Raw genomic sequence first — 19530 nt, 5'->3', positions numbered from 1 at the left:
CCAAATTCGTAGAGAGTCCACGGTGGGGGACGGACGCCAACCTAACCCGTCCGCCCACCAAGAATGAACAAAATCCTTCATTTTCCATAGGCAGCAGCGACAGGAGCGACAGGCATGAGCACTACAGCCCAGATCGGTGTCACGGGACTCGCGGTGATGGGGCGCAATCTCGCCCGCAACTTCGCCCGCAACGGCTACACCGTCGCCCTCCACAACCGCACGGCGTCGCGCACGCACGCGCTGGTCGAGGAGTTCGGCGAGGAGGGCATCTTCGTCCCGACCGAGACGGCCGAGGAGTTCGTCGCGGCCCTGGAGCGGCCGCGACGGCTCGTGATCATGGTGAAGGCCGGCGACCCGACGGACGCGGTGATCAAGGAGTTCGCGCCGCTCCTGGAGCCCGGCGACATGATCGTCGACGGTGGCAACGCGCACTTCGCGGACACCCGCCGCCGCGAGAAGGAGCTGCGCGAGCAGGGCATCCACTTCGTCGGCACCGGCGTCTCCGGCGGCGAGGAGGGCGCGCTGCACGGGCCGAGCATCATGCCCGGCGGCAGCGTCGAGTCCTACGACTCGCTCGGCCCGATGCTGGAGAAGATCTCCGCGAAGGCGAAGGACGGCGCGCCCTGTGTGACGCACGTCGGCCCCGACGGGGCGGGCCACTTCGTGAAGATGGTGCACAACGGCATCGAGTACGCCGACATGCAACTCATCGGCGAGGCCTACCAGTTGCTGCGCGACGTGGCGGGCTACTCCCCCGCCGAGATCGCCGACATCTTCCGCACGTGGAACACCGGCCGTCTCGACTCGTACCTGATCGAGATCACGGCCGAGGTCCTCAAGCACGTGGACGCCGCGACCGGCAAGCCCTTCGTGGACGTCGTCCAGGACCAGGCCGAGCAGAAGGGCACCGGCCGCTGGACGGTGCAGATCGCGCTCGACCTGGGCGTGCCGGTGTCCGGCATCGCGGAGGCGGTGTTCGCGCGCTCGCTGTCGGGGCACGCCGAACTGCGGGACGCCTCACAGGGGTTGGCGGGCCCGACGGCGAAGAAGCTGGGCGAGTCGGAGGCCGCGGCCTTCGCCGACCGGGTCGAACAGGCCCTGTACGCCTCGAAGATCGTGTCCTACACGCAGGGCTTCCACGAGATCGCCGCGGGCAGCGAGACGTACGAGTGGAACATCGACTCCGGCGCCGTGGCGCGGATCTGGCGCGGCGGCTGCATCATCCGCGCGGCGTTCCTCGACCGGATCACGGCGGCGTACGAGGCCGAGCCGAACCTGGTGTCGCTGCTCCAGGACAAGGGCTTCGCCGACGAGATCGCCGCGGCGCAGGACGACTGGCGCGCCGTCCTGGTCGCGGCGACCACCCAGGGTGTGCCGACGCCGGGCTTCGCCGCCGCGCTCGCCTACTACGACGCGCTGCGCGCCGAGCGCCTGCCGGCCGCGCTCACGCAGGGCCAGCGGGACTACTTCGGCGCGCACACGTACCGGCGGGTCGACCGGGACGGCTCGTTCCACACGCTGTGGGGCGGGGACCGCTCCGAGGTCGACGCGTAGCGCCGGTTTGCCGCTACACGGGTGACGGCTCGGGCTCCGGCGGATGCGGGTCGGGGTCCGGGTTCGGCCGCGGCGGCACCGGGTCCGGCGGCGAGGGCTGGGGCCCCGGCGTGGGCACCGGCGACGGATACGGGTCCGGGAGCGGGCCCGGATCCGGCCGGTCGGGTCCGGGGCCGGGCCCCGGGGTGGGGGTCGGCGGGACGGGATCGGGGAACGGCTGAGTCATCGTTGGTTCCTCCAACGGTTCGGAGGGGACCTCTCCACTGTCTCCCGCCTCGCGTTCCCACGCCCGCCGAGTCCACGCGTGCGGCGGCCTGTCAGCCGTCCGTGCGACGCAGTCGTACGACTGGAATGTCCCGGCTTGTCTTCTTCTGGTAGTCGGCGTACTGGGGGAACAGCTCGACCAGCGAGTCCCAGACCCGCGCCTTGTCCCGCGCCGACAGGGTCTCGGCGCGCGCCGTGAACCGCTCCGTCTCCACGCGCAGCCGCACCTCCGGGTTGGCCTGGAGGTTGAGGTACCACTGCGGGTGCTTCTCCGACCCGCCGTACGACGCCACGATCAGGTAGTCCTCGCCGTCCCTGCCGTAGATCAGTACGGTGCGGCGCCACTGCCCGCTCTTGCGGCCCTGGTAGTCGAGCAGCAGGCACGGCACGCCTTGGATGGTGGTGCCCTTGGTGCCGCCCGACTCCTCGTACGTACGGGCCTGCTCGGCAACCCAGCCGGTGGGGCTGATGACGATGTCGGCGTCGCTGTGAGTCATGCGCACTGCCTCCTGAAGGTCGTGGCGTCAACGTCCCTTCAACCTAAGCCCTGTTGGCGCCCGCGCATTCCGAGGCGGCGGCGTCGAGGCCCGGCCGCGGGCTGGAGAGCACGGGCAGCGCGGTGCGGGTCAGGCCGGCGGCGTCGGCGAGGGAGGCCTGGGCGAGGACGATCACGTCGGCGTCCGCGATGCCGTCGACGGCGGTGGCGACCAGCGCCAGATACCCGTCCCGGTCCCCCGCGAGGAACAACTCCCAGGCCCCGTCGACGAACACGGTCCGCGCCCGCACCGCGCGCCCGGCCCGCCGCGCCTCCTCCTCGACCAGATCGAGGGTCGGCCCGAGGGTGCTGCGCACGGTGGCGACGACGGCGATCCGCTCCCCCGCGGCGACGGCCCGCGCCGCCATCGGCCGGTCGACGCGCAGCACCGGCACCCCGGCCGCGACGCTCAGCCCCTCCGCGACGGCGCCGAGCGTGGAACACGTGCACAGCACGGCGTCCGCCCCGTCGGCAACGGCCGCCGCCAGGACCGCGCGCACGTCGTCGGCGACGGCCTCGGGCCCCTCGGCGCCCGCCCGTACGAGCAGTTCCTCACGCACCACGTGCCGCAGCCGGAGACCCGGGTGATCGGTGTCGCGCAGGGCGTCGAAGACGGGCACGTGGACGGGCGAGGTGTGCACGAGCGTCAGGTTCATGACCGGAACCCTATGCGCGGCCCGCGGTGGTTCAGCCGACGGGTACCACGTGCGGGCCGCGCCGCTCCTCACCACCGGGTACCGGCTCGGAGGGGTCGGCGCCGAGCGCCACGATCCGGTTGTCCCGGTCGACGTGCACGACGCTCGGCCGCAGGGCGCGCGCTTCGGCGTCCTCGACCTGGCAGTAACTGATGATGATCACGAGGTCGCCCGGGTGCACGAGGTGGGCGGCCGCCCCGTTGATCCCGATGACCCCGGACCCGCGCTCCCCCTCGATGACGTACGTCTCCAGACGGGCACCGTTGTCGATGTCGACGATGTGCACGAGCTCGCCGGGCAGCAGATCGGCGGCGTCGAGCAGGTCGGCGTCGATGGTCACGGAGCCGACGTAGTGCAGGTCGGCCTGGGTGACGGTGGCGCGGTGGATCTTGGACTTGAACATGGTGCGCAGCATTGGGGCACTCCCAGCGGTAGGCTCCCTGCCTGCGTATGTGCAGGTCAAGGGCTGTTCGCGCAGCCTACAGCGAGTCGTGCGCGACCGGCGGGTCCCTTCGGGTTTTTCTGGACTGACGCCGACCGGTCACGGCCGCACCGGGGCGGGAGGGTCAGCGCACGTCCACGCAGTCACCGGTGGCGGTGACCGGCGGCGTGGTGGTGGTGCCCTCGAACTTGTAGCGGTAGCAGCGGTCGGTGGTGGCGGTGCGGGTCTGCTTCTCGACGCCCGCCAGGCTGCCGGTGCCGGTGCTGTGGCTGCTGGTGGTGGCGTACGAGCCGGTCAGCGAACGCTCCTGGAGGCGGACGGTCTGCTGGGTGTAGCCCGCGTACTTGTGGGTGTCCCAGTTGGCGCGCTCCAGCTTGCCGGTGATCGTGATGGTCTTGCCCTTGGCGACGGGCTCGGGAGCCGCGTTGTTGCTCAGCCGGGACCAGCGCTTGAGGTACCAGGTCTTGGCGTTGTCGGTGCGCACGTCGGTGGTGGCCTCGGTGATCGCGTAGAGGGAGATCTTCCAGGCTCCGGCGTCCGCGTTCTCCAGGTCGCTCTGGGGGTCGATGTCGAAGGTGGCCGTGCACTTGAAGGTGGCGTCACCGGACGAAACGCAGGGGTCGGTACCCGCGTCGAACTCCTCGGAGTTGATGAACCGCTCCAGTCCGCTGTCGCGGTCGGTGCCGCGCCAGATCGACGCGTGGCTGCCGTAGAGCGTCGACCCGCCCGTGACCGTCCACTTCACGGTGATCGTCTGCGTGTTCGTCGTCCCGACGCGGGCGGTGTTGCCGCCGTCGACGGTGACGCCGGAGACGACGGTGGCGTCGGCGGTCGCGGCCAGGGTTCTCGCCTTGGGCGCGGCGTCCTTGGCCTCCAACGCGTCGGTGGCCGCGGCGTTGCTCTGCTCCAGCGCCTCGGCCGCGTCGGTCCCGCCCGCCGTCGCGGACGGTGTGACGAGCAGGCCGACGGCGAGCCCGGAGGCGGCCAGCGCGCTGACGCCCAGGGTCACCTTCTTGCCGGACGTCAACTTCTTGCGGGAGTGCTGGGACATGGGGAGGCTCCGTTATCGACGATCGACTACCGACGGGTGGACGCGGGTCGCGGACGGGCGGACCCACAGCACCTGCGGCCACAGCGGCCGCACAGTCTTGATCGGCGATGGAGCCAAAGGGTTGTACGCGCGGGGCAGTTGGGGCCTGTGAGGTGGGTCACCCCGCGGCCCGGCCGTGTCGCGTCGTGTCGCGTCGTGTCGTCGGCTGGTACTCAGTGCGGCTCTCGCGCGTTCACCACGAACCGTGCTCCGGCCGGGTCGGCCAGGACCGCCTCCGGGGAGTCCGGTCCGCCGTGCAGGACCTGGCCGCCGTGCTCGCGTGTCGCCCGTACGCAGGCCGCGACGCTCTCGACGGAGAAGTGCACCTGCCACCGGGGGCGGACGGCGGGGTCGGGGGCCGAGTCGACCGCGCCCGAGTGGATGCGTGCCACGACGTCGCCGTGGCTGCGCAGGACGACCTCCTCGTCCTCGTAGCAGGCCTCGCAGCACCCGGTCCCGGACGACCAGCCCAGCACCTCGTCGTAGAAGATCGTCGCGGCGAAGGCGTCCCGGGTGTGCAGTTCCACGAACGTCGGTGCCGCGCGGCGCCACCGTTCCCAGTCACTGACGAGTTCGCCCTCCCACACACCGAACACGGCTCCGTCCCGGTCGGCGAGCACGGCGGCCCGGCCCGGCGGGAAGGACAGCGGCCCCACCGCCGTCGTTCCGCCGCGTTCATGGTTGCGGCCCACGCACTCGTCGGCTCCGGCCACGGCGAAGAAGGGGGTCCACACACCGGGTGTCGGGCCCATCCCGGTCGACGACACACCTGCCACCGGCACACCGCGCACGCTCGCGAAGCGGTACTGCTCACCCAGCCTGCCCGCGCGCCAGTCCCAGCCCAGGACCGCGTGGTAGAACGCTTCCGCTTCGCCCATGTCGTGGGTGGCCAGGCTCACCCAGCAGGGCGCTCCCAGCACCGAGTCGCTGTTCAGGTCCGTGTGCGGGGATGAGGTGAAGGTGTTCATTCTCGTACCGATCTGCGAGCGGGAACGAAGAGGGGTCCGGCAGAGGCGACCGTCGCGCCGGGGCGGCGTGCGGGCCGTTTCGCCGCCCGGGTTCCCCCATCCCGATGTCTCAGTCTTCGGGGCGCTCCCGGGGTGACAGCCACAGCGTGGCGAGCGGCGGAAGACGCAGGATCAGGGAAACGGGCAGGTCATGGCAGCCGGAGGGCTGCTGGACGAGTGGCCCCGGGTTTCCCACCCCGCTGCCTCCGTACCGCCCCGCGTCGGTGTTGACGGCCTCCCACCAGACACCCGTGGCCGTCCTCGGGACACCGAACCGGACGTCCTCGCGCACCACGGGGGAGAAGTTGCAGACGGCGAGGAGCGGGTCACCCTCGGCCGGGTAGCGGAGGAAGGCCAGCACGTTGTCGTCCGCCGCATCGGCAGTCACCCACTGGAAGCCGGCCGGGTCGCTGTCCCTCTCCCAGAGGGCGGCGTCGGCCGTGTAGTGACCGTTCAGGTCCCGGACCAGGCGCCGCACACCGAGGTGGTCCTCGCTCCCGGGCGCGCCCTCCTCGACGAGGTTCCACTGAAGACCGTGGGCTTCGGACCATTCGGCGCCCTGGGCGAACTCCTGGCCCATGAAGAGGAGTTGTTTGCCGGGGTGGGCCCACATGAAGGCGAGGTAGGCGCGGAGGGTGGCGCGTTGTTGCCACCAGTCGCCGGGCATCTTGGAGACCAGGGAGCGTTTGCCGTGCACGACTTCGTCGTGGGAGATCGGCAGGACGTAGTTCTCGCTGTAGGCGTAGACCATGGAGAACGTCATCTCGTGGTGGTGGTGCTTGCGGTGCACGGGTTCGTGGGCGAGGTAGTCCAGGGAGTCGTGCATCCAGCCCATGTTCCATTTCAGGCCGAAGCCGAGGCCGCCGAAGCCGGTCGGGCCGGTGTGGTGGGTGGCGCGGGTGACGCCGTCCCAGGCGGTGGACTCCTCGGCGATGGTGACGATGCCGGGCACCCACCGGTAGAGGGTGGCGTTCATCTCCTGGAGGAAGGCGACGGCGTCGAGGTTCTCGCGGCCGCCGAACTGGTTGGGCGTCCACTGCCCGGCCTGGCGGGAGTAGTCGAGGTAGAGCATGGAGGCGACGGCGTCCACGCGCAGGCCGTCGATGTGGAACTCCTGGCACCAGTACAGGGCGTTGGCGACGAGGAAGTTGCGGACCTCCTTGCGGCCGTAGTCGAATTCGAGGGTGCCCCAGTCGGGGTGGGCGGCGCGCAGCGGGTCCTCGTGCTCGTACAGGGGGCGGCCGTCGAACTCGGCCAGCGCCCAGGCATCGCGCGGGAAGTGGGCGGGCACCCAGTCCATCAGGACGCCGATGCCGGCCCGGTGCAGGGCGTCGACGAGGTGTTTGAAGTCGTCGGGGGTGCCCAGGCGGGCGGTGGGGGCGTAGAAGCCGGTGACCTGGTAGCCCCACGAGCCGCCGAAGGGGTGCTCGGCCACCGGCAGCAGCTCCACGTGGGTGAAGCCCAGGTCGGCGACGTAGGCGGGCAGTTGCTCGGCGAGCTGGCGGTAGGTCAGGCCGGGGCGCCAGGACGGCAGGTGCACCTCGTACACCGAGAACGGCGCCTCGTGCACCGGACGCGCGCCCCGCTGCTCCAGCCACGCCTCGTCACCCCATGTGTAGTGCGAGGCGTGGACGACGGACGCCGTGGCCGGGGGCCGCTCGGTGCGCCGCGCCATGGGGTCCGCGTGCTCGCGCCGGGCCCCGTCGGGGCCGGTGATCTCGTACTTGTACAGCTCGCCCTCGCCGAGGTCGGGCACGAACAGTTCCCAGACACCGGAGTGTCCGAGGGACCGCATGGGGGCCGTGGTGCCGTCCCAGTGGTTGAAGTCGCCGATGACACGGACACCGCGGGCGCGAGGGGCCCACACCGTGAAGCGGGTGCCATGCACGCCCTGGTGCTCCATGGGGTGGGCGCCGAGCGCCGTCCACAGGTCCTCGTGGCGGCCCTCGTTGATCAGATGCAGGTCCAACTCCCCGAGGGCGGGCAGGAATCGGTACGGGTCGTCCGTCTCGACGACGCCTTCGGCAGTGGTCACGCGCAGCCGGTACTCAGGGGCAGCCGCGACGGCGGTGGCGGGCAGCGTGCCCTCGAACACGCCGTCGCCCACGCTGTCCGCCAAGCGCCACGCCGTGCCACCGCACACCACGGCCGCCTCGGCCGCGCCCGGACGCAGGCAGCGCACCACGACACCTCCCGGGACCGGGTGCGCCCCGAGCACCGCGTGAGGGTCGTGGTGGGTGCCGTCGAGGAGCGCCGCGCGCGTGCCGGCGTCGACGTCCGGCGCGGTGTCGGCCGGTCGGCGCCGGGGCGGGTCGGCGGTCACGTTGGCAGTCATGGTCGTCCCCTTCGGAGGGCTTGCGGAAGGCGGTCGCTCGGCGCGGTCAGGAGGCAGTTCGCGGTTCAGCGCGTGCGGCGGCGAGCCGGGCCACCGCCCTCAGGGGGACGTCGGTCCAGTCGGGCCGGTGTGTCGCCTCGTACAGCACCTCGTAGACGGCGCGGTCGGCCTCGTAGGCGCGCATGAGTTCGGGGGCGCGCGCCGGTTCGAAGCCGCCGGAGCCGCTGTAGCCGGAGCAGAAGGCGGCGCGGCAGTGTTCGGCCCACCGGGGGTGCGGGGTGGGGCTCATGTGTGCCGCGTAGTCGAAGGACCTGAGCATGCCGACCACGTCCCGGATCGGTGAGCGGTCCGCGCGGCGCTCGGCCAGCGGCCGTGCGGGCTCTCCTTCGAAGTCCACGACGTGCCATTCCCCGTCCGCCCACAGCACTTGGCCGAGGTGGAGGTCGCCGTGGATGCGCTGCGGGGCCGGTTCGCCGCGGGCAGTCAGGGCGGCGGCGAAGACCTGGTGGAGTCCGGGTACGTGAGGGCGCAGCGCCGGTACGGCGTCCGCCGCGTGCTTCAGGCGTGCCACCATTTCCTCGGCGAGACACGGCAGTTGGTGGCTCGCCGTCGCCCCGACCGGAAAGACCTGTGCGAGCGCCGCGTGCAGTTCGCCCGTCGTGCGGCCGAGGCCCCAGGCCTGTTTGACGAAGTCCTCCTGCGCGGCGGCCGCACGCAGGGCCAGTTCCCAGCCGTCCGTGGCTCCGGCCAGGAAGGGCTGGAGCATGCCGAGGGTGCCCAGGAACGGGGCGGTCGTGAAGAACCACGCCGCGGGGGCCGGGACGGCCGGGTGTCCCCACCTCCCCAGCCGGGACGTCACCTCCAGATCCGGGTTGACACCCTGCTGGATGCGGCGGAACAGCTTGAGCACGAGCCGGTCGCCGTACACGATCGAGGTGTTGGACTGCTCCACGTCCATGACACGCGGCGCGAGCCCCGCCGGGACGAGTGTGCTGGAGGGTTTCTCGAAGCGGAGTGCGCCCGCGGGGCCGCCCTGGCGGAGCCGGTCGAGCAGCACGACCGCGACCCGGTGGTCGTGCACGGCGTCGTAGACCACCAGCGCCCCGCCGCCAGGCCCGTCCACCTGTCCGAGGGCGTGTCTCCACAGCCGAGGCGGCGGGGCGACGGCGGCGCCCAGGATCAACTGGTAGTAGGTGTCGTCCTGTTCACCGGCCTCCCGCACGCGCACCAGCAGGTGGAAGCACTCCGGTGTCAGCGCGGTCGCGTTCGCTATCGAGATGTCGCTGATCCGACGACCGCTGTCGGCGTACCAGCGCTGTCGCGGCAGCCAGCGTCCGAGCAGATCGTTGAGGGACGTGCCGAAGAACGCGGGGCGCGCGTCCGCGAGTTCGGCCAGGGGGCGGGTCATGAGATCCGGTCCAATCCAGAGGGAACCCCCGAGGTGCCGGCCGGGGCCGAGTCGTCGCTCAGCCTGAACCAGTAGAAGCCGTGTCCGCCGAGGGTGAGCAGGTAGGGGAGTTCGCCGATGGCGGGGAAGCGGACGCCGCCGATGAGTTCGACGGGGTGGCGGCCGTTGAAGGCCTGCAGGTCGAGTTCGGTGGGCTGGGCGAAGCGGGAGAAGTTGTGCACGCACAGCACCAGGTCGTCGCCGTACTCGCGCAGGAACGCGATCACGGCCGGGTTGGAGGAGGGCAGTTCGGTGTACGAGCCCAGGCCGAACGCCGGGTTCTGCTTGCGGATCTCGATCATGCGCCGGGTCCAGTGCAGCAGCGACGACGGCGACGACATCGACGCCTCGACATTGGTGACCTGGTACCCGTAGACCGGGTCCATGATCGTGGGCAGGAAGAGGCGTCCCGGGTCGCAGGAGGAGAAGCCGGCGTTGCGGTCCGGGGTCCACTGCATCGGGGTGCGCACCGCGTCGCGGTCGCCGAGCCAGATGTTGTCGCCCATGCCGATCTCGTCGCCGTAGTACAGGATCGGCGTGCCGGGCAGGGACAGCAGCAGCGCGGTGAACAGCTCGATCTGGTTGCGGTCGTTGTCGAGGAGCGGGGCCAGGCGGCGGCGGATGCCGATGTTGGCGCGCATCCGCGGGTCCTTGGCGTACTCCGCGTACATGTAGTCGCGCTCTTCGTCGGTGACCATCTCCAGGGTCAGCTCGTCGTGGTTGCGCAGGAAGATGCCCCACTGGCAGCCCGACGGGATCGGCGGGGTCTTGGCGAGGATCTCCGAGACCGGGTAGCGCGACTCGCGGCGCACCGCCATGAAGATCCGCGGCATGACGGGGAAGTGGAAGGCCATGTGGCACTCGTCGCCGCCGGAGGCGGCGTCGCCGAAGTAGTCCACGACGTCCTCGGGCCACTGGTTGGCCTCCGCCAGCAGCACCACGTCCGGGTACTGGGCGTCGATCTCCTTGCGGACCCGTTTGAGCATCTCGTGGGTGGCGGGCAGGTTCTCGCAGTTGGTGCCCTCCTCGGCGTAGAGGTAGGGGACCGCGTCCAGGCGGAAGCCGTCGATGCCCAGGTCCAGCCAGAAGCGCAGGGCGGCGAGGATCTCCTCCTGCACGGCCGGGTTCTCGTAGTTCAGATCCGGCTGGTGGGAGAAGAAGCGGTGCCAGTAGTACTGTTTGCGCACCGGGTCGAAGGTCCAGTTCGAGGCCTCGGTGTCGACGAAGATGATCCGCGCGTCCTCGTACTGCTTGTCGTCGTCGGCCCACACGTAGTAGTCCCCGTAGGGGCCGTCGGGATCCGAGCGCGACTGCTGGAACCACTCGTGCTGATCACTGGTGTGGTTCATGACGAAGTCGATGATCACGCGCATCCCGCGCTGGTGCGCGGCGTCCACGAACTCCACGAAATCGGCCAGATCACCGGCGTCCGGCAGGGCCGCGATGTAGTCGGCGACGTCATAACCGTTGTCCAGCAGAGGGGACTTGAAGAAGGGCGGCAGCCAGAGGCAGTCCACGCCGAGCCACTGGAGGTAGTCCAGCTTCGCGGTGATGCCCTTCAGGTCGCCGACGCCGTCGCCGTTGCTGTCGTGGAACGAGCGGACCAGCACCTCATAGAAGACGGCGCGCTTGAACCAGTCCGGGTCCCGAGGCAGACGGTTCGGGCGCGCGGGCACGCTGAGTTCATTCGTCGTCATGAGGGTTCACTCCCTCGTTTGTTCATGCGGGGCGGGGAAGAGCCGGCTTCCTGACTCAACCGATGGTGAAGATGTGCGCGGGCGTCACACCCGGCGTCAGACACACATAGTTGGTGTCACCCCAGGTGTACGTCCGGCCGGTCAGCTCGTCGTGCACCCGGAACGTGTCGTCCGGTGACACCTTCAGGGCCTCGCGGTCGACGCGGACCGTGGCTTCCTGGGTGTGGTGCGGGTCGAGGTTCACGACCACCAGCACCGTGTTCGAGCCCTGTGCGGATGCGGTGGTCTTGGAGTACACGAGGACCGCGTCCTTGTCGGCCTCGTGGAAGTGCACGTCGCGCAGCGTGCGCAGCGCCGGGTTGCGGCGGCGGATCGCGTTGAGCGCGGTGATCAGCGGGGCGATGGTGCGCCCCTCCCGCTCGGCCGACTCCCAGTCCCGGGGCCGCAGTTGGTACTTCTCCGAGTTCAGGTACTCCTCGCTGCCGGGCCGCAGCGGGGTGTTCTCGCACAGCTCGTAGCCGCTGTAGACGCCCCACGTCGGCGACAGCGTCGCCGCCAGCACCGCCCGCAGCTCGAACGCCGGACGGCCGCCGTCCTGGAGGAAGGCGTGCAGGATGTCGGGGGTGTTGACGAAGAAGTTCGGCCGCATGTACGCCGCCGTCTCGCCCGCCAACTCCTGTACATAGTCGGTGAGTTCGCCCTTGGTGTTGCGCCAGGTGAAGTAGGTGTAGGACTGCTGGAAGCCGACCGCGGCCAGCGTGCGCATCATCGCCGGCCGCGTGAACGCCTCCGCCAGGAAGATCACGTCCGGGTCGGTGCCGTTGATCTGGGCGATCACCTTCTCCCAGAACACCACCGGCTTGGTGTGCGGATTGTCGACCCGGAAGATCCGCACCCCGTGGTCCATCCACAGCCGCAGGATCCGCACCGTCTCCGCCACCAGACCGGGCAGATCCCTGTCGAAGGCGATCGGGTAGATGTCCTGGTACTTCTTCGGCGGGTTCTCCGCATACGCGATCGTGCCGTCCGGACGGTGGTGGAACCAGTCCGGATGCTTGTCCACCCACGGATGATCCGGCGAGCACTGCAACGCGAAGTCGAGGGCCACCTCCATCCCCAACTCCCGCGCCCGGCCCACGAACGCGTCGAAGTCCTCGAACGTGCCCAGGTCCGGATGGATCGCGTCGTGCCCGCCCTCCGGCGAACCGATCGCCCACGGCACCCCCACGTCATCAGGGCCCGGCGACAGCGAGTTGTTGGGCCCCTTGCGAAACGTCGTCCCGATCGGATGCACCGGCGGCAGGTACACCACGTCGAAACCCATCGCCGCGATCGCCGGCAACCGCCGCGCCGCCGTCCGGAACGTGCCACTGACCGGCGGCTCCCCCGCCCGGACCACCGCCCCCTCCGAACGCGGGAAGAACTCGTACCAGGACCCGAACAGGGCCCGCTCCCGCTCGACGAGCAGCGGCAGTCGGCGGCTCTCGGTCAGACGCTCGCGCAGCGGAGCGGCGGCCAACGCGGCACACACCGCCGGGTCCTCGGCCGCGGCGAGACGCCCCAGCGGGGTCCGGTCCGCCGCGCACAGCAGCTCGGCCGCGGCCCGGAGGGTGTCACGCGCCTCGTCCGTCGACGCCCGGACCCGCGCCCTGTCCAGGAGGACCGCGCCCTCCTCCAGCGTGCTCTCGCAGTCCACGCCCGCGCCGACCTTGATCCTGGCGTCCCGCAGCCACGTGGCCACGGGGTCGCGCCACGCGCGCACGCAGTAGCTCAGGCGGCCGGGGCGGTCCGCGCGCACCTCGGCGCACCAGCGGTCGGTCCCGGGGGCCTGCGATGTCATCGGCCACCGGCCCGTCTCTTCGCCGTCGGGCGCGCGCAGCACCACTTCGGCGCGCAGGACGCCGTCGCCCTCCACGAAGACCAGGGCCGTGACCGTGAAGGTCTCCCCCACGACCGACTTCACCGGACGTCGGCCTCCGTCCACGGCCGGTCGCACGTCCTCGATCGGGACAGGGACGGCGGTGTGCGACAGCGGGGTCATGCGGGGTCACCTTCCCGGTCGGACGCGCGGGGCCGCGAGCGCTGCGCCGCTTCGGCGGCCTCCCGGCCGCACCGCTCGCCCGTCGCCCTGCACAGGGCGGCGACAGCGCGCTCGAAGCGTTCGCGGGTCGCGGGGTCGGCCGGAGAGGCCAGGAACCGCCGCTCCCAGTAGCGGTAGCTCACCAGGCACGGGCCCACTTGTGCGGTGACGCGTGACGCGCACATGGGGGTACCTCCGGGGCTCCGTACCGCCGAACCCGGTGGGCTCGTGAGCCGGTCACGGACGGGGAGCGGCTCGTTACCGTCGGCTGCTCCCCCACCCATGGTGTGCGCTCTTCGGCGATCCGTCCTGTTGAACCGATCGTGGCTGGTCAGACACGCTGCGGTTGCACGAATGGAGTACCGGGCACAGGCTGATCGGTGACTCTCAAGCAACCCGTGCTCACGGTCCGTGCGCCCGGTTCCGCCGCGTCGGCGGGCCGCGAGCCACGCGGTGAGGAGCAGGAACCATGCACCAGGCAAAGCCCAGCTACTACCACATCGCCGTGGAGCCGGCCCCCGAGCGTGTCGGTCAGATCCAGCGGATCATGGCGGCGCACACCCGTTACTGGGGGCTCGAGCGGCTGACGCCCTCGGCGACCCACGGCCTCGGTCTGCTGCTCGAACTGGCCGTCCAGGGGCGGCCGGACGGCCGCGTCGAGGCGGAGGCGTGGTGGACGGGGCAGCACTTGATCAACGCCGTGTCCTACGAGGACCCGGCCACCGGCGCCTCGCACGCGCTGTCCCGCTGCTCGGCGCAGATCGCGGCCCTGAGCGACGGATGGGGCAACTGCACCCGGGACGCCCGCCGCATCATGTGGTTCTCGTTGCGCAGCAGGACCGGGGTACGCGAGGTCCGCACGCCCACCGCTCCGGTACCGGACGCGAGCGAGGCGCTCCAACTGCCGGGCGCGGCGCTCCCGTTCGCGGGACCGGAGAGCGTGCCGGTCGGCACGAGCACGCCTTCGTGACCGCACGACCGGCGGGTCCGGGCCGCGCGACGGCTGATCAGGACCACGCACCGGAGGGCCCGGCCCCCGTCCGCGGCGGGCGCCCGTACCCGCTCGGAGCGACCTACGACGGCCACGGCACGAACTTCGCGTTGTTCAGTGCCGTGGCCGACCGCGTCGACCTCGTGCTGCTCGACCCCGACGGCACCGAACGCACGATTCCCCTGCCGGAGGTGTACGGCTCGGTGTGGCACGGATACGTGCCGGGCGTCGGGCCGCCGCAGCAGTACGGCTACCGGATCCACGGCCCGTGGGAACCGGCCTCGGGGCACCGGTGCGATCCCGAGGCGTTCCTCCTCGACCCGTACGCCAAGGCCGTCCACGAGCGCGCCGACTCGGTGGGGGCGGGCGGTCAGGGACTGTGCGGCGTGGTCGTCGACCCGGCCTTCGACTGGTCCGGCGACACACCACCGGACCACGCCTACGCCGACTCCGTCATCTACGAGACACATGTGCGGGGGCTGACGGCGACCCACCCCGGGGTGCCGGAACACCTGCGAGGCACCTACGCGGGGCTCGCCACGCCCGCGGTCCTCGACCACCTCACCGCGCTTCACGTGACCGCGGTCGAGCTGCTCCCGGTGCACCAGTTCGTGCAGGACGGCTTCCTGCGGGAGCGCGGGCTGACCAACTACTGGGGCTACAACACCATCGGCTTCTTCGCGCCCCATCACGCCTACGCCGCGCACGGCACGCTCGGCGAACAGGTCACGGAGTTCCGGGACATGGTCAAGTCGCTCCACGCGGCGGGCCTCGAAGTCATCCTCGACGTGGTCTACAACCACACGGCGGAGGGGAACGAGAACGGGCCCACGCTGTCCTTCCGCGGTATCGACAACGCGTCGTACTACCGGCTCGCCGACCACGACTTCAGCCGCTACTACGACACCACGGGCACCGGCAACAGCCTGCTCATGCGCCACCCCCACGTCCTTCAGCTGCTGATGGACTCCCTGCGGTACTGGGTGACCGAGTGCCATGTGGACGGCTTCCGCTTCGACCTGGCGGCCACCCTGGCACGCCAGTTCCACGAGGTGGACCGGTTGTCCGCGTTCTTCGACCTCATCCAGCAGGACCCCGTCATCAGCCGCGTCAAGCTGATCGCCGAGCCGTGGGACCTCGGCGAGGGCGGCTACCAGGTGGGGAACTTCCCGCCGCTGTGGTCCGAGTGGAACGGCAAGTACCGCGACTGCGTCCGGGACGTGTGGCGGGCGCAGGAGGGTGTCCTGGCGGAGTTCGGCACCCGGCTGACCGGGTCGGCGGACCTCTACGAGCGCGACCGGCGGCGCCCGCGTGCCAGCGTCAACTTCGTCACCGCGCACGACGGCTTCACCCTGCGCGACCTCGTGTCGTACAACGCCAAGCACAACGAGGCCAACCAGGAGCACAACCATGACGGCGCGGACGACAACCGGTCCTGGAACTGCGGCGCGGAGGGCCCGACCGACGATCCGGGGGTGCGTGCCCTGCGGGCCAGGCAGCAGCGCAATCTCCTGGCCACCCTGATGCTGTCCCAGGGCATCCCCATGCTCAGCCACGGGGACGAGCTGGGCCGCACCCAGCGGGGCAACAACAACGCCTACTGCCAGGACAACGAACTGGCCTGGGTCGACTGGGACCTCGACGAGGAACGCACCGCCCTGCTGTCCTTCACCCGCGATCTCGTCGCCCTGCGGGCCGCGCACCCGGTGCTGCGCCGGCGCCGCTTCTTCAGCGGTCAGGCCCCCACCGGCCACCACCACGACCTGCCGGACCTGGTGTGGCTGCGGCCCGACGCGACGGAGATGACGGACGAGGACTGGCACCGCCCCGACGCGCACACGCTGGTCGCCTTCCTCAACGGCGCGGCCGTCACCGCGCGCGACAGCCGCGGCGAACGCGTGGTCGACGACTCGTTCCTGTTTCTCTTCAATTTCTTCTGGTACCCGACGGACTTCCAGCTGCCCGACGCGTCGTACGGCGTCTCCTGGACGACCCGGATCGACACGGCGGAGCCGGACGGCGCCTCGGACGAGACCGAGCACAAGGCCGAGGCGACGGTCCGGCTGGAGGCGCACTCCTTGCTGGTCCTCTCGCACCGTCCGCCCCACCGGGAGCCTTCATGAGCGACAAGAACACGACACCGCCCGAGGATCCGACGACCGCGTACCCGCGGCCCGAGTTCCCCCAGCAGGACCAGGAGCCCCCCGGCTGGACCGGCGAAATGGACCCCCGCCCCGATCACGGCGAGGACACCTACGAGGGCTCCGGCCTGCTGCGGGACCGCAAGGCGGTGCTGACGGGCGGCGACTCCGGGATCGGCAGGGCCGTGGCCGTCGCCTACGCGCGCGAGGGCGCGGACGTCCTGTTCACCCACCTTCCGGAGGAGGAGGGCGAGGCGCGCGAGACCGTCCGCCTCGTCGAGGAGGCGGGCCGCAAGGCCGTGGCCGTCTCCTGCGACCTGCGGTACGAGGACGAGTGCCGCATGGTGGTCGACCGGGCCGTGCGGGAGTTCGAGCGCATCGACGTCCTCGTCAACAACGCCGCGTTCCAGATGTCCCAGCCGGACGGCATCGGGTCGATCACGACGGAGCAGTTCGACCGGGTCGTGCACACCAACCTGTACGCCATGTTCTGGCTGTGCAGGATGGCCGTCCCGCACATTCCGCGCGGTGGGTCGATCATCAACACCACGTCGGTGCAGGCCTACAAGCCGAGCCCGCACCTTCTCGACTACGCGATGACCAAGGGCGCCATCGTGACGTTCACGCAGGGCCTCGCCCAGATGCTCGTCGAGGACGGGATCCGGGTGAACGCGGTGGCTCCCGGGCCGGTGTGGACGCCGCTGATCCCGGCGACGCTGCCGGACACCGCCGCGTTCGGAGAGCAGGCCCCCCTCGGCCGTCCCGCCCAGCCCGCGGAGATGGCCCCGGCGTACGTCTTCCTCGCCTCGCGGCACGCGAGCTTCATCACCGCCGAGATCATGAACGCCACCGGCGGTACGCCTCTCCCCTGACCCGGTCACCGGACTCCATGCCTCTCGGCCGCTGACCGGCGCCGCTAGTTCGGCGGGTAGGGAGAGTCGCGCAGCAGGTGGGCGAGGTGGGCCGCGTTGGCCGCGAGGGCGCGGTTGTTCGACGCGACGCTCTCCGGCGTCTCCTTGAGGTCCTGGTAGTCCGTGCCGTGCTGGGCCTCCCCCACCCAGTACGTGACCGCGCCGGGTGCCAGCGAGAAGCCCAGGTCGTTGAGGCCCTGGAAGACGTCGGCGCTCACCTTGTGCGCCCCGTCCTCGTTGCCGACCACGGCGAGCGCGGCGACCTTCCCGGACGGCAGTTGCCGGCCTTGTTCGTCGGTCTCGGAGATGTCGGCGTTCAGCCGTTCCAGGACCCGTTGGCAGAGGCTGGAGGGGTGGCCGAGCCAGATGGGGGTGGCGAGCAGCAGGATGTCCGCCGCGTACACCTTCTCGCGCAGGCCCGGCCAGTCGTCCCCGAGATCGACGGCGACGCCGGGCCGTACGTCGAAGTCGGCGATCCGCAGGGTTTCCCCTTCGACGCCGAGTTTCCCCAGCTCGGTCATGACCTGGTCGGCGAGCAGGTGGCTGCTCGACGGGTCCGGCGACGGGGTGAGCGTGCAGACGAGGGCGAGCGCGCGGGTCATGGGCGATCTCCTGACGGTGTGGGGTGGCCCCCGCCCCGGACGGGGCGGGTCCGGTACGGGGTACCCCCACCCCATCCGTCAATTCCGTCTCCCGCCACCCGGCTGCTCAGCCGGGACCAGGTTCGACGCCGAGGTCTTGATCAGGTCGAGGGCCTGTGCCACCACCGGGTGGCGGGCGCCGCCCTTGCGGGTGGCGGCGAGGATGCGGCGGGCGGGGGCCGGTTCTCCGGAGAGGTGGATGCGGGCCACCGGCCACTCGGTGTTGATGCGGGCGAGGCGCGGGACCAGGATCACGCCGAGGCCGTGCGCCACCATCGCCGTACCGGTGTCCCACTCGTCGGACTGGTGGCGCACGTCGGGGGTGAACCCGGCGGCCATGCACGCGGTGAGCACCAGGTGGTGGTACGTGGTGCCGGGCGTGCCCACGATCCACGGCTCGCGGGCGGCGTCGGCGAGCACCACCCGGTCCCGGGCGGCCAGCGGATGGTCGGCGGGGACCACCAGGTCGAGCGGGTCGTCGAGGAGCGGCTGCTGTTCGAAGCGCTCGTCGCTCAGCGGCGGTGAGTCCGCCGTCACCACGACCAGGCCGAGGTCGGCCTCCCCCGTCAGCAGCAGCTCGAAGCAGCGCGCGGGCTCCGCCTCCACGAGCCGGACCCGCAGCCCCGGGTGCCGGTCGCGCAGCGTCGCGGCGGTCGACGGCAGCAGGTGTGTCGCGGCCGTCGAGAACCCGCAGAGCGTGAACGACCCCGTCTGCGCGTCGGCCATCGCGGCGATCTCGCTGCGCGCCCGCTCCCACTGCGCCTCCAGGACGGCGCCGTGCCGCAGCAGTGTCCGGGCGGCGGCCGTCAGCTTGATGCCACGACCCACGGGCTCCAGGAGCGGGACGCCGACCTGCTCGGCCAGCTGCCGCATCTGGTACGAGACCGTGGACGGCTTGAGCCCCATGGCCTCGGCGGCCGCGGTCACGCCACCGTGCGCCTCGACCATCTGGAGGACCCTGAGCTTGGCATCGATCATTCGACCATTCTGCACGGTCACATACAAGATCGTGTAATTGTGTCGATGAGTCAGGGGTGGCACCCTTCCCGGGTGCTGTTCAAGAGTCCTTTCCCGCCCCGTGGTCCGAAGATCCCGTCGGGAACGCGCGCCTTGTTCGCCACGGTCTCGGCCGTCCGTTTTCTCGCCCGTGCCGCGGCGGGCCTGTTCGTCGCCCTCGTTCCCGCGGTCCTGATCACCTCCGGGCACGGCGGCCTCGCGGTCGTCTGCTGCGTTCCGCTGTCCTTTCTCGTGTGCTCGGCGCTCGCGCGTCCGCTCGCCGCGGAACGCTGCGGCCGCGGCGCGCAATGCGCCGGTCTCACCGCCCTGTTGGCGAGCCTCTCCGTGCCGGCGCTGACCGGCGGGACGGCGGCGTGGCCGGACCTGGCCGCCGCCGTCCTCGCCGGTTCCGGCCACGGCCTCGCGCTCGCCGGGGCGGACGCCGCCCTCCGCGCGCCCACGCCCCTCGCCTCCCACCTGGGCTTCGTCCTGCCGATCGGCGCCACCGCGCTGCTCACCGCCGCGTGCTCCGCGGCGACCGCGACGACCCTCGTGGCCTCGGCACTGGCGCTGCTCGTCTTCCCGGCGACCGGCGCCGCCCTGGAGACCGGCCGGAACGTCCGGCGACCGGTCCCGCCCCTTCACTGGATCGACCCGCATCGCCTCTACGGGAATCCCACCCGCAGTAGCGCGCAATTCTGAGG

18 protein-coding genes are annotated in these 19530 nt (G+C 71.2%); 5 read left to right on the top strand and 13 right to left on the bottom strand.

All coding sequences use genetic code 11. The annotated features are described in order from the left end of the window. Window positions 1–114: 114 nt before the first annotated feature. Entirely contained in the window at window positions 115–1554 is a 1440-nt protein-coding gene (gndA, locus tag ACYBSK_RS15775; RefSeq protein ID WP_457477715.1) for an NADP-dependent phosphogluconate dehydrogenase, read from the top strand. Window positions 1555–1567: 13 nt separating this feature from the next. On the opposite strand, the gene ACYBSK_RS15770 is transcribed toward gndA, so the two are convergent. From ACYBSK_RS15770 to ACYBSK_RS15720, 11 genes are all read right to left on the bottom strand, one after another. Continuing rightward, entirely contained in the window at window positions 1568–1780 is a 213-nt protein-coding gene (locus ACYBSK_RS15770; RefSeq protein WP_457477714.1) for a hypothetical protein, read from the bottom strand. A 91-nt stretch (window positions 1781–1871) separates the two neighbouring features. Continuing rightward, window positions 1872–2315: a nitroreductase family deazaflavin-dependent oxidoreductase gene (locus ACYBSK_RS15765; protein WP_460246530.1), complete on the bottom strand. Its 444-nt coding sequence runs from the start codon at window positions 2313–2315 to the stop codon at window positions 1872–1874. A 43-nt stretch (window positions 2316–2358) separates the two neighbouring features. Beyond that, entirely contained in the window at window positions 2359–3009 is a 651-nt protein-coding gene (locus tag ACYBSK_RS15760; protein WP_460246529.1) for an aspartate/glutamate racemase family protein, read from the bottom strand. Window positions 3010–3040: 31 nt separating this feature from the next. Then, on the bottom strand, window positions 3041–3463 hold the full coding sequence (gene panD, locus ACYBSK_RS15755; RefSeq protein ID WP_460246528.1) for an aspartate 1-decarboxylase: 423 nt from the start codon (window positions 3461–3463) through the stop codon (window positions 3041–3043). A gap of 151 nt (window positions 3464–3614) precedes the next feature. Further along, window positions 3615–4541, bottom strand: a complete 927-nt coding sequence (locus tag ACYBSK_RS15750; protein WP_460246527.1) for a calcium-binding protein — start codon at window positions 4539–4541, stop codon at window positions 3615–3617. A gap of 212 nt (window positions 4542–4753) precedes the next feature. Continuing rightward, window positions 4754–5548 carry a VOC family protein gene (locus tag ACYBSK_RS15745; RefSeq protein ID WP_460246526.1) on the bottom strand — a complete coding sequence of 265 codons (795 nt, stop codon included), beginning with the start codon at window positions 5546–5548 and terminating at the stop codon, window positions 4754–4756. Between the two features lie 109 nt (window positions 5549–5657). Next, window positions 5658–7922 (bottom strand): 1,4-alpha-glucan branching enzyme, encoded by a 2265-nt coding sequence (gene glgB / locus ACYBSK_RS15740; protein ID WP_460246525.1) that lies wholly within the window; start codon window positions 7920–7922, stop codon window positions 5658–5660. A 46-nt stretch (window positions 7923–7968) separates the two neighbouring features. Further along, complete coding sequence (locus tag ACYBSK_RS15735) at window positions 7969–9330, bottom strand: maltokinase N-terminal cap-like domain-containing protein (RefSeq protein WP_460246524.1); 1362 nt, start codon at window positions 9328–9330, stop codon at window positions 7969–7971. Further along, entirely contained in the window at window positions 9327–11066 is a 1740-nt protein-coding gene (treS, locus tag ACYBSK_RS15730) for a maltose alpha-D-glucosyltransferase (protein ID WP_460246523.1), read from the bottom strand. Before treS ends, ACYBSK_RS15735 begins: the two co-directional genes overlap by 4 nt. 55 nt (window positions 11067–11121) lie before the next feature. Beyond that, complete coding sequence (locus tag ACYBSK_RS15725; RefSeq protein WP_460246522.1) at window positions 11122–13107, bottom strand: alpha-1,4-glucan--maltose-1-phosphate maltosyltransferase; 1986 nt, start codon at window positions 13105–13107, stop codon at window positions 11122–11124. Beyond that, the gene (locus ACYBSK_RS15720; RefSeq protein WP_460246521.1) at window positions 13104–13331 is read right to left on the bottom strand and encodes a DUF5133 domain-containing protein; all 228 of its coding nucleotides are present in this window, start codon (window positions 13329–13331) and stop codon (window positions 13104–13106) included. The genes ACYBSK_RS15725 and ACYBSK_RS15720 overlap by 4 nt, the downstream gene beginning before the upstream one ends. 284 nt (window positions 13332–13615) lie before the next feature. Between ACYBSK_RS15720 and ACYBSK_RS15715 the strand changes: the two genes are divergently transcribed. From ACYBSK_RS15715 to ACYBSK_RS15705, 3 genes are read left to right on the top strand one after another with little or no spacing between them, the layout of a single operon-like run. Continuing rightward, complete coding sequence (locus ACYBSK_RS15715) at window positions 13616–14116, top strand: pep a2 (protein ID WP_460246520.1); 501 nt, start codon at window positions 13616–13618, stop codon at window positions 14114–14116. Beyond that, window positions 14113–16260, top strand: a complete 2148-nt coding sequence (glgX, locus tag ACYBSK_RS15710) for a glycogen debranching protein GlgX (protein ID WP_460246519.1) — start codon at window positions 14113–14115, stop codon at window positions 16258–16260. Before ACYBSK_RS15715 ends, glgX begins: the two co-directional genes overlap by 4 nt. Next, complete coding sequence (locus ACYBSK_RS15705; RefSeq protein WP_460246518.1) at window positions 16257–17150, top strand: SDR family oxidoreductase; 894 nt, start codon at window positions 16257–16259, stop codon at window positions 17148–17150. The genes glgX and ACYBSK_RS15705 overlap by 4 nt, the downstream gene beginning before the upstream one ends. Before the next feature lie 44 nt (window positions 17151–17194). On the opposite strand, the gene ACYBSK_RS15700 is transcribed toward ACYBSK_RS15705, so the two are convergent. Together ACYBSK_RS15700 and ACYBSK_RS15695 are read right to left on the bottom strand one after the other, a co-directional pair. Then, window positions 17195–17791: a flavodoxin family protein gene (locus ACYBSK_RS15700; RefSeq protein WP_460246517.1), complete on the bottom strand. Its 597-nt coding sequence runs from the start codon at window positions 17789–17791 to the stop codon at window positions 17195–17197. A gap of 78 nt (window positions 17792–17869) precedes the next feature. After that, window positions 17870–18808, bottom strand: a complete 939-nt coding sequence (locus ACYBSK_RS15695; RefSeq protein WP_460246516.1) for a LysR family transcriptional regulator — start codon at window positions 18806–18808, stop codon at window positions 17870–17872. Between the two features lie 132 nt (window positions 18809–18940). On the opposite strand from ACYBSK_RS15695, the gene ACYBSK_RS15690 reads away from it, so the two are divergent. Continuing rightward, window positions 18941–19528 carry a hypothetical protein gene (locus ACYBSK_RS15690; protein ID WP_460246515.1) on the top strand — a complete coding sequence of 196 codons (588 nt, stop codon included), beginning with the start codon at window positions 18941–18943 and terminating at the stop codon, window positions 19526–19528. The last annotated feature ends 2 nt before the right edge of the window (window positions 19529–19530 follow it).

Source organism: Streptomyces sp. BYX5S, from assembly GCF_054724165.1.
Note: the sequence above shows the minus strand (reverse complement) of the source record. Positions and strands in the feature narration are given on the sequence as shown.

Coding starts and splice junctions, on each gene's coding strand:
- gndA (WP_457477715.1), top strand. CDS start 115: ATGAGCACTACAGCCCAGATCGGTGTCACGGGACTCGCGGTGATGGGG.
- ACYBSK_RS15770 (WP_457477714.1), bottom strand. CDS start 1,780: ATGACTCAGCCGTTCCCCGATCCCGTCCCGCCGACCCCCACCCCGGGG.
- ACYBSK_RS15765 (WP_460246530.1), bottom strand. CDS start 2,315: ATGACTCACAGCGACGCCGACATCGTCATCAGCCCCACCGGCTGGGTT.
- ACYBSK_RS15760 (WP_460246529.1), bottom strand. CDS start 3,009: ATGAACCTGACGCTCGTGCACACCTCGCCCGTCCACGTGCCCGTCTTC.
- panD (WP_460246528.1), bottom strand. CDS start 3,463: ATGCTGCGCACCATGTTCAAGTCCAAGATCCACCGCGCCACCGTCACC.
- ACYBSK_RS15750 (WP_460246527.1), bottom strand. CDS start 4,541: ATGTCCCAGCACTCCCGCAAGAAGTTGACGTCCGGCAAGAAGGTGACC.
- ACYBSK_RS15745 (WP_460246526.1), bottom strand. CDS start 5,548: ATGAACACCTTCACCTCATCCCCGCACACGGACCTGAACAGCGACTCG.
- glgB (WP_460246525.1), bottom strand. CDS start 7,922: ATGACTGCCAACGTGACCGCCGACCCGCCCCGGCGCCGACCGGCCGAC.
- ACYBSK_RS15735 (WP_460246524.1), bottom strand. CDS start 9,330: ATGACCCGCCCCCTGGCCGAACTCGCGGACGCGCGCCCCGCGTTCTTC.
- treS (WP_460246523.1), bottom strand. CDS start 11,066: ATGACGACGAATGAACTCAGCGTGCCCGCGCGCCCGAACCGTCTGCCT.
- ACYBSK_RS15725 (WP_460246522.1), bottom strand. CDS start 13,107: ATGACCCCGCTGTCGCACACCGCCGTCCCTGTCCCGATCGAGGACGTG.
- ACYBSK_RS15720 (WP_460246521.1), bottom strand. CDS start 13,331: ATGTGCGCGTCACGCGTCACCGCACAAGTGGGCCCGTGCCTGGTGAGC.
- ACYBSK_RS15715 (WP_460246520.1), top strand. CDS start 13,616: ATGCACCAGGCAAAGCCCAGCTACTACCACATCGCCGTGGAGCCGGCC.
- ACYBSK_RS15705 (WP_460246518.1), top strand. CDS start 16,257: ATGAGCGACAAGAACACGACACCGCCCGAGGATCCGACGACCGCGTAC.
- ACYBSK_RS15700 (WP_460246517.1), bottom strand. CDS start 17,791: ATGACCCGCGCGCTCGCCCTCGTCTGCACGCTCACCCCGTCGCCGGAC.
- ACYBSK_RS15695 (WP_460246516.1), bottom strand. CDS start 18,808: ATGATCGATGCCAAGCTCAGGGTCCTCCAGATGGTCGAGGCGCACGGT.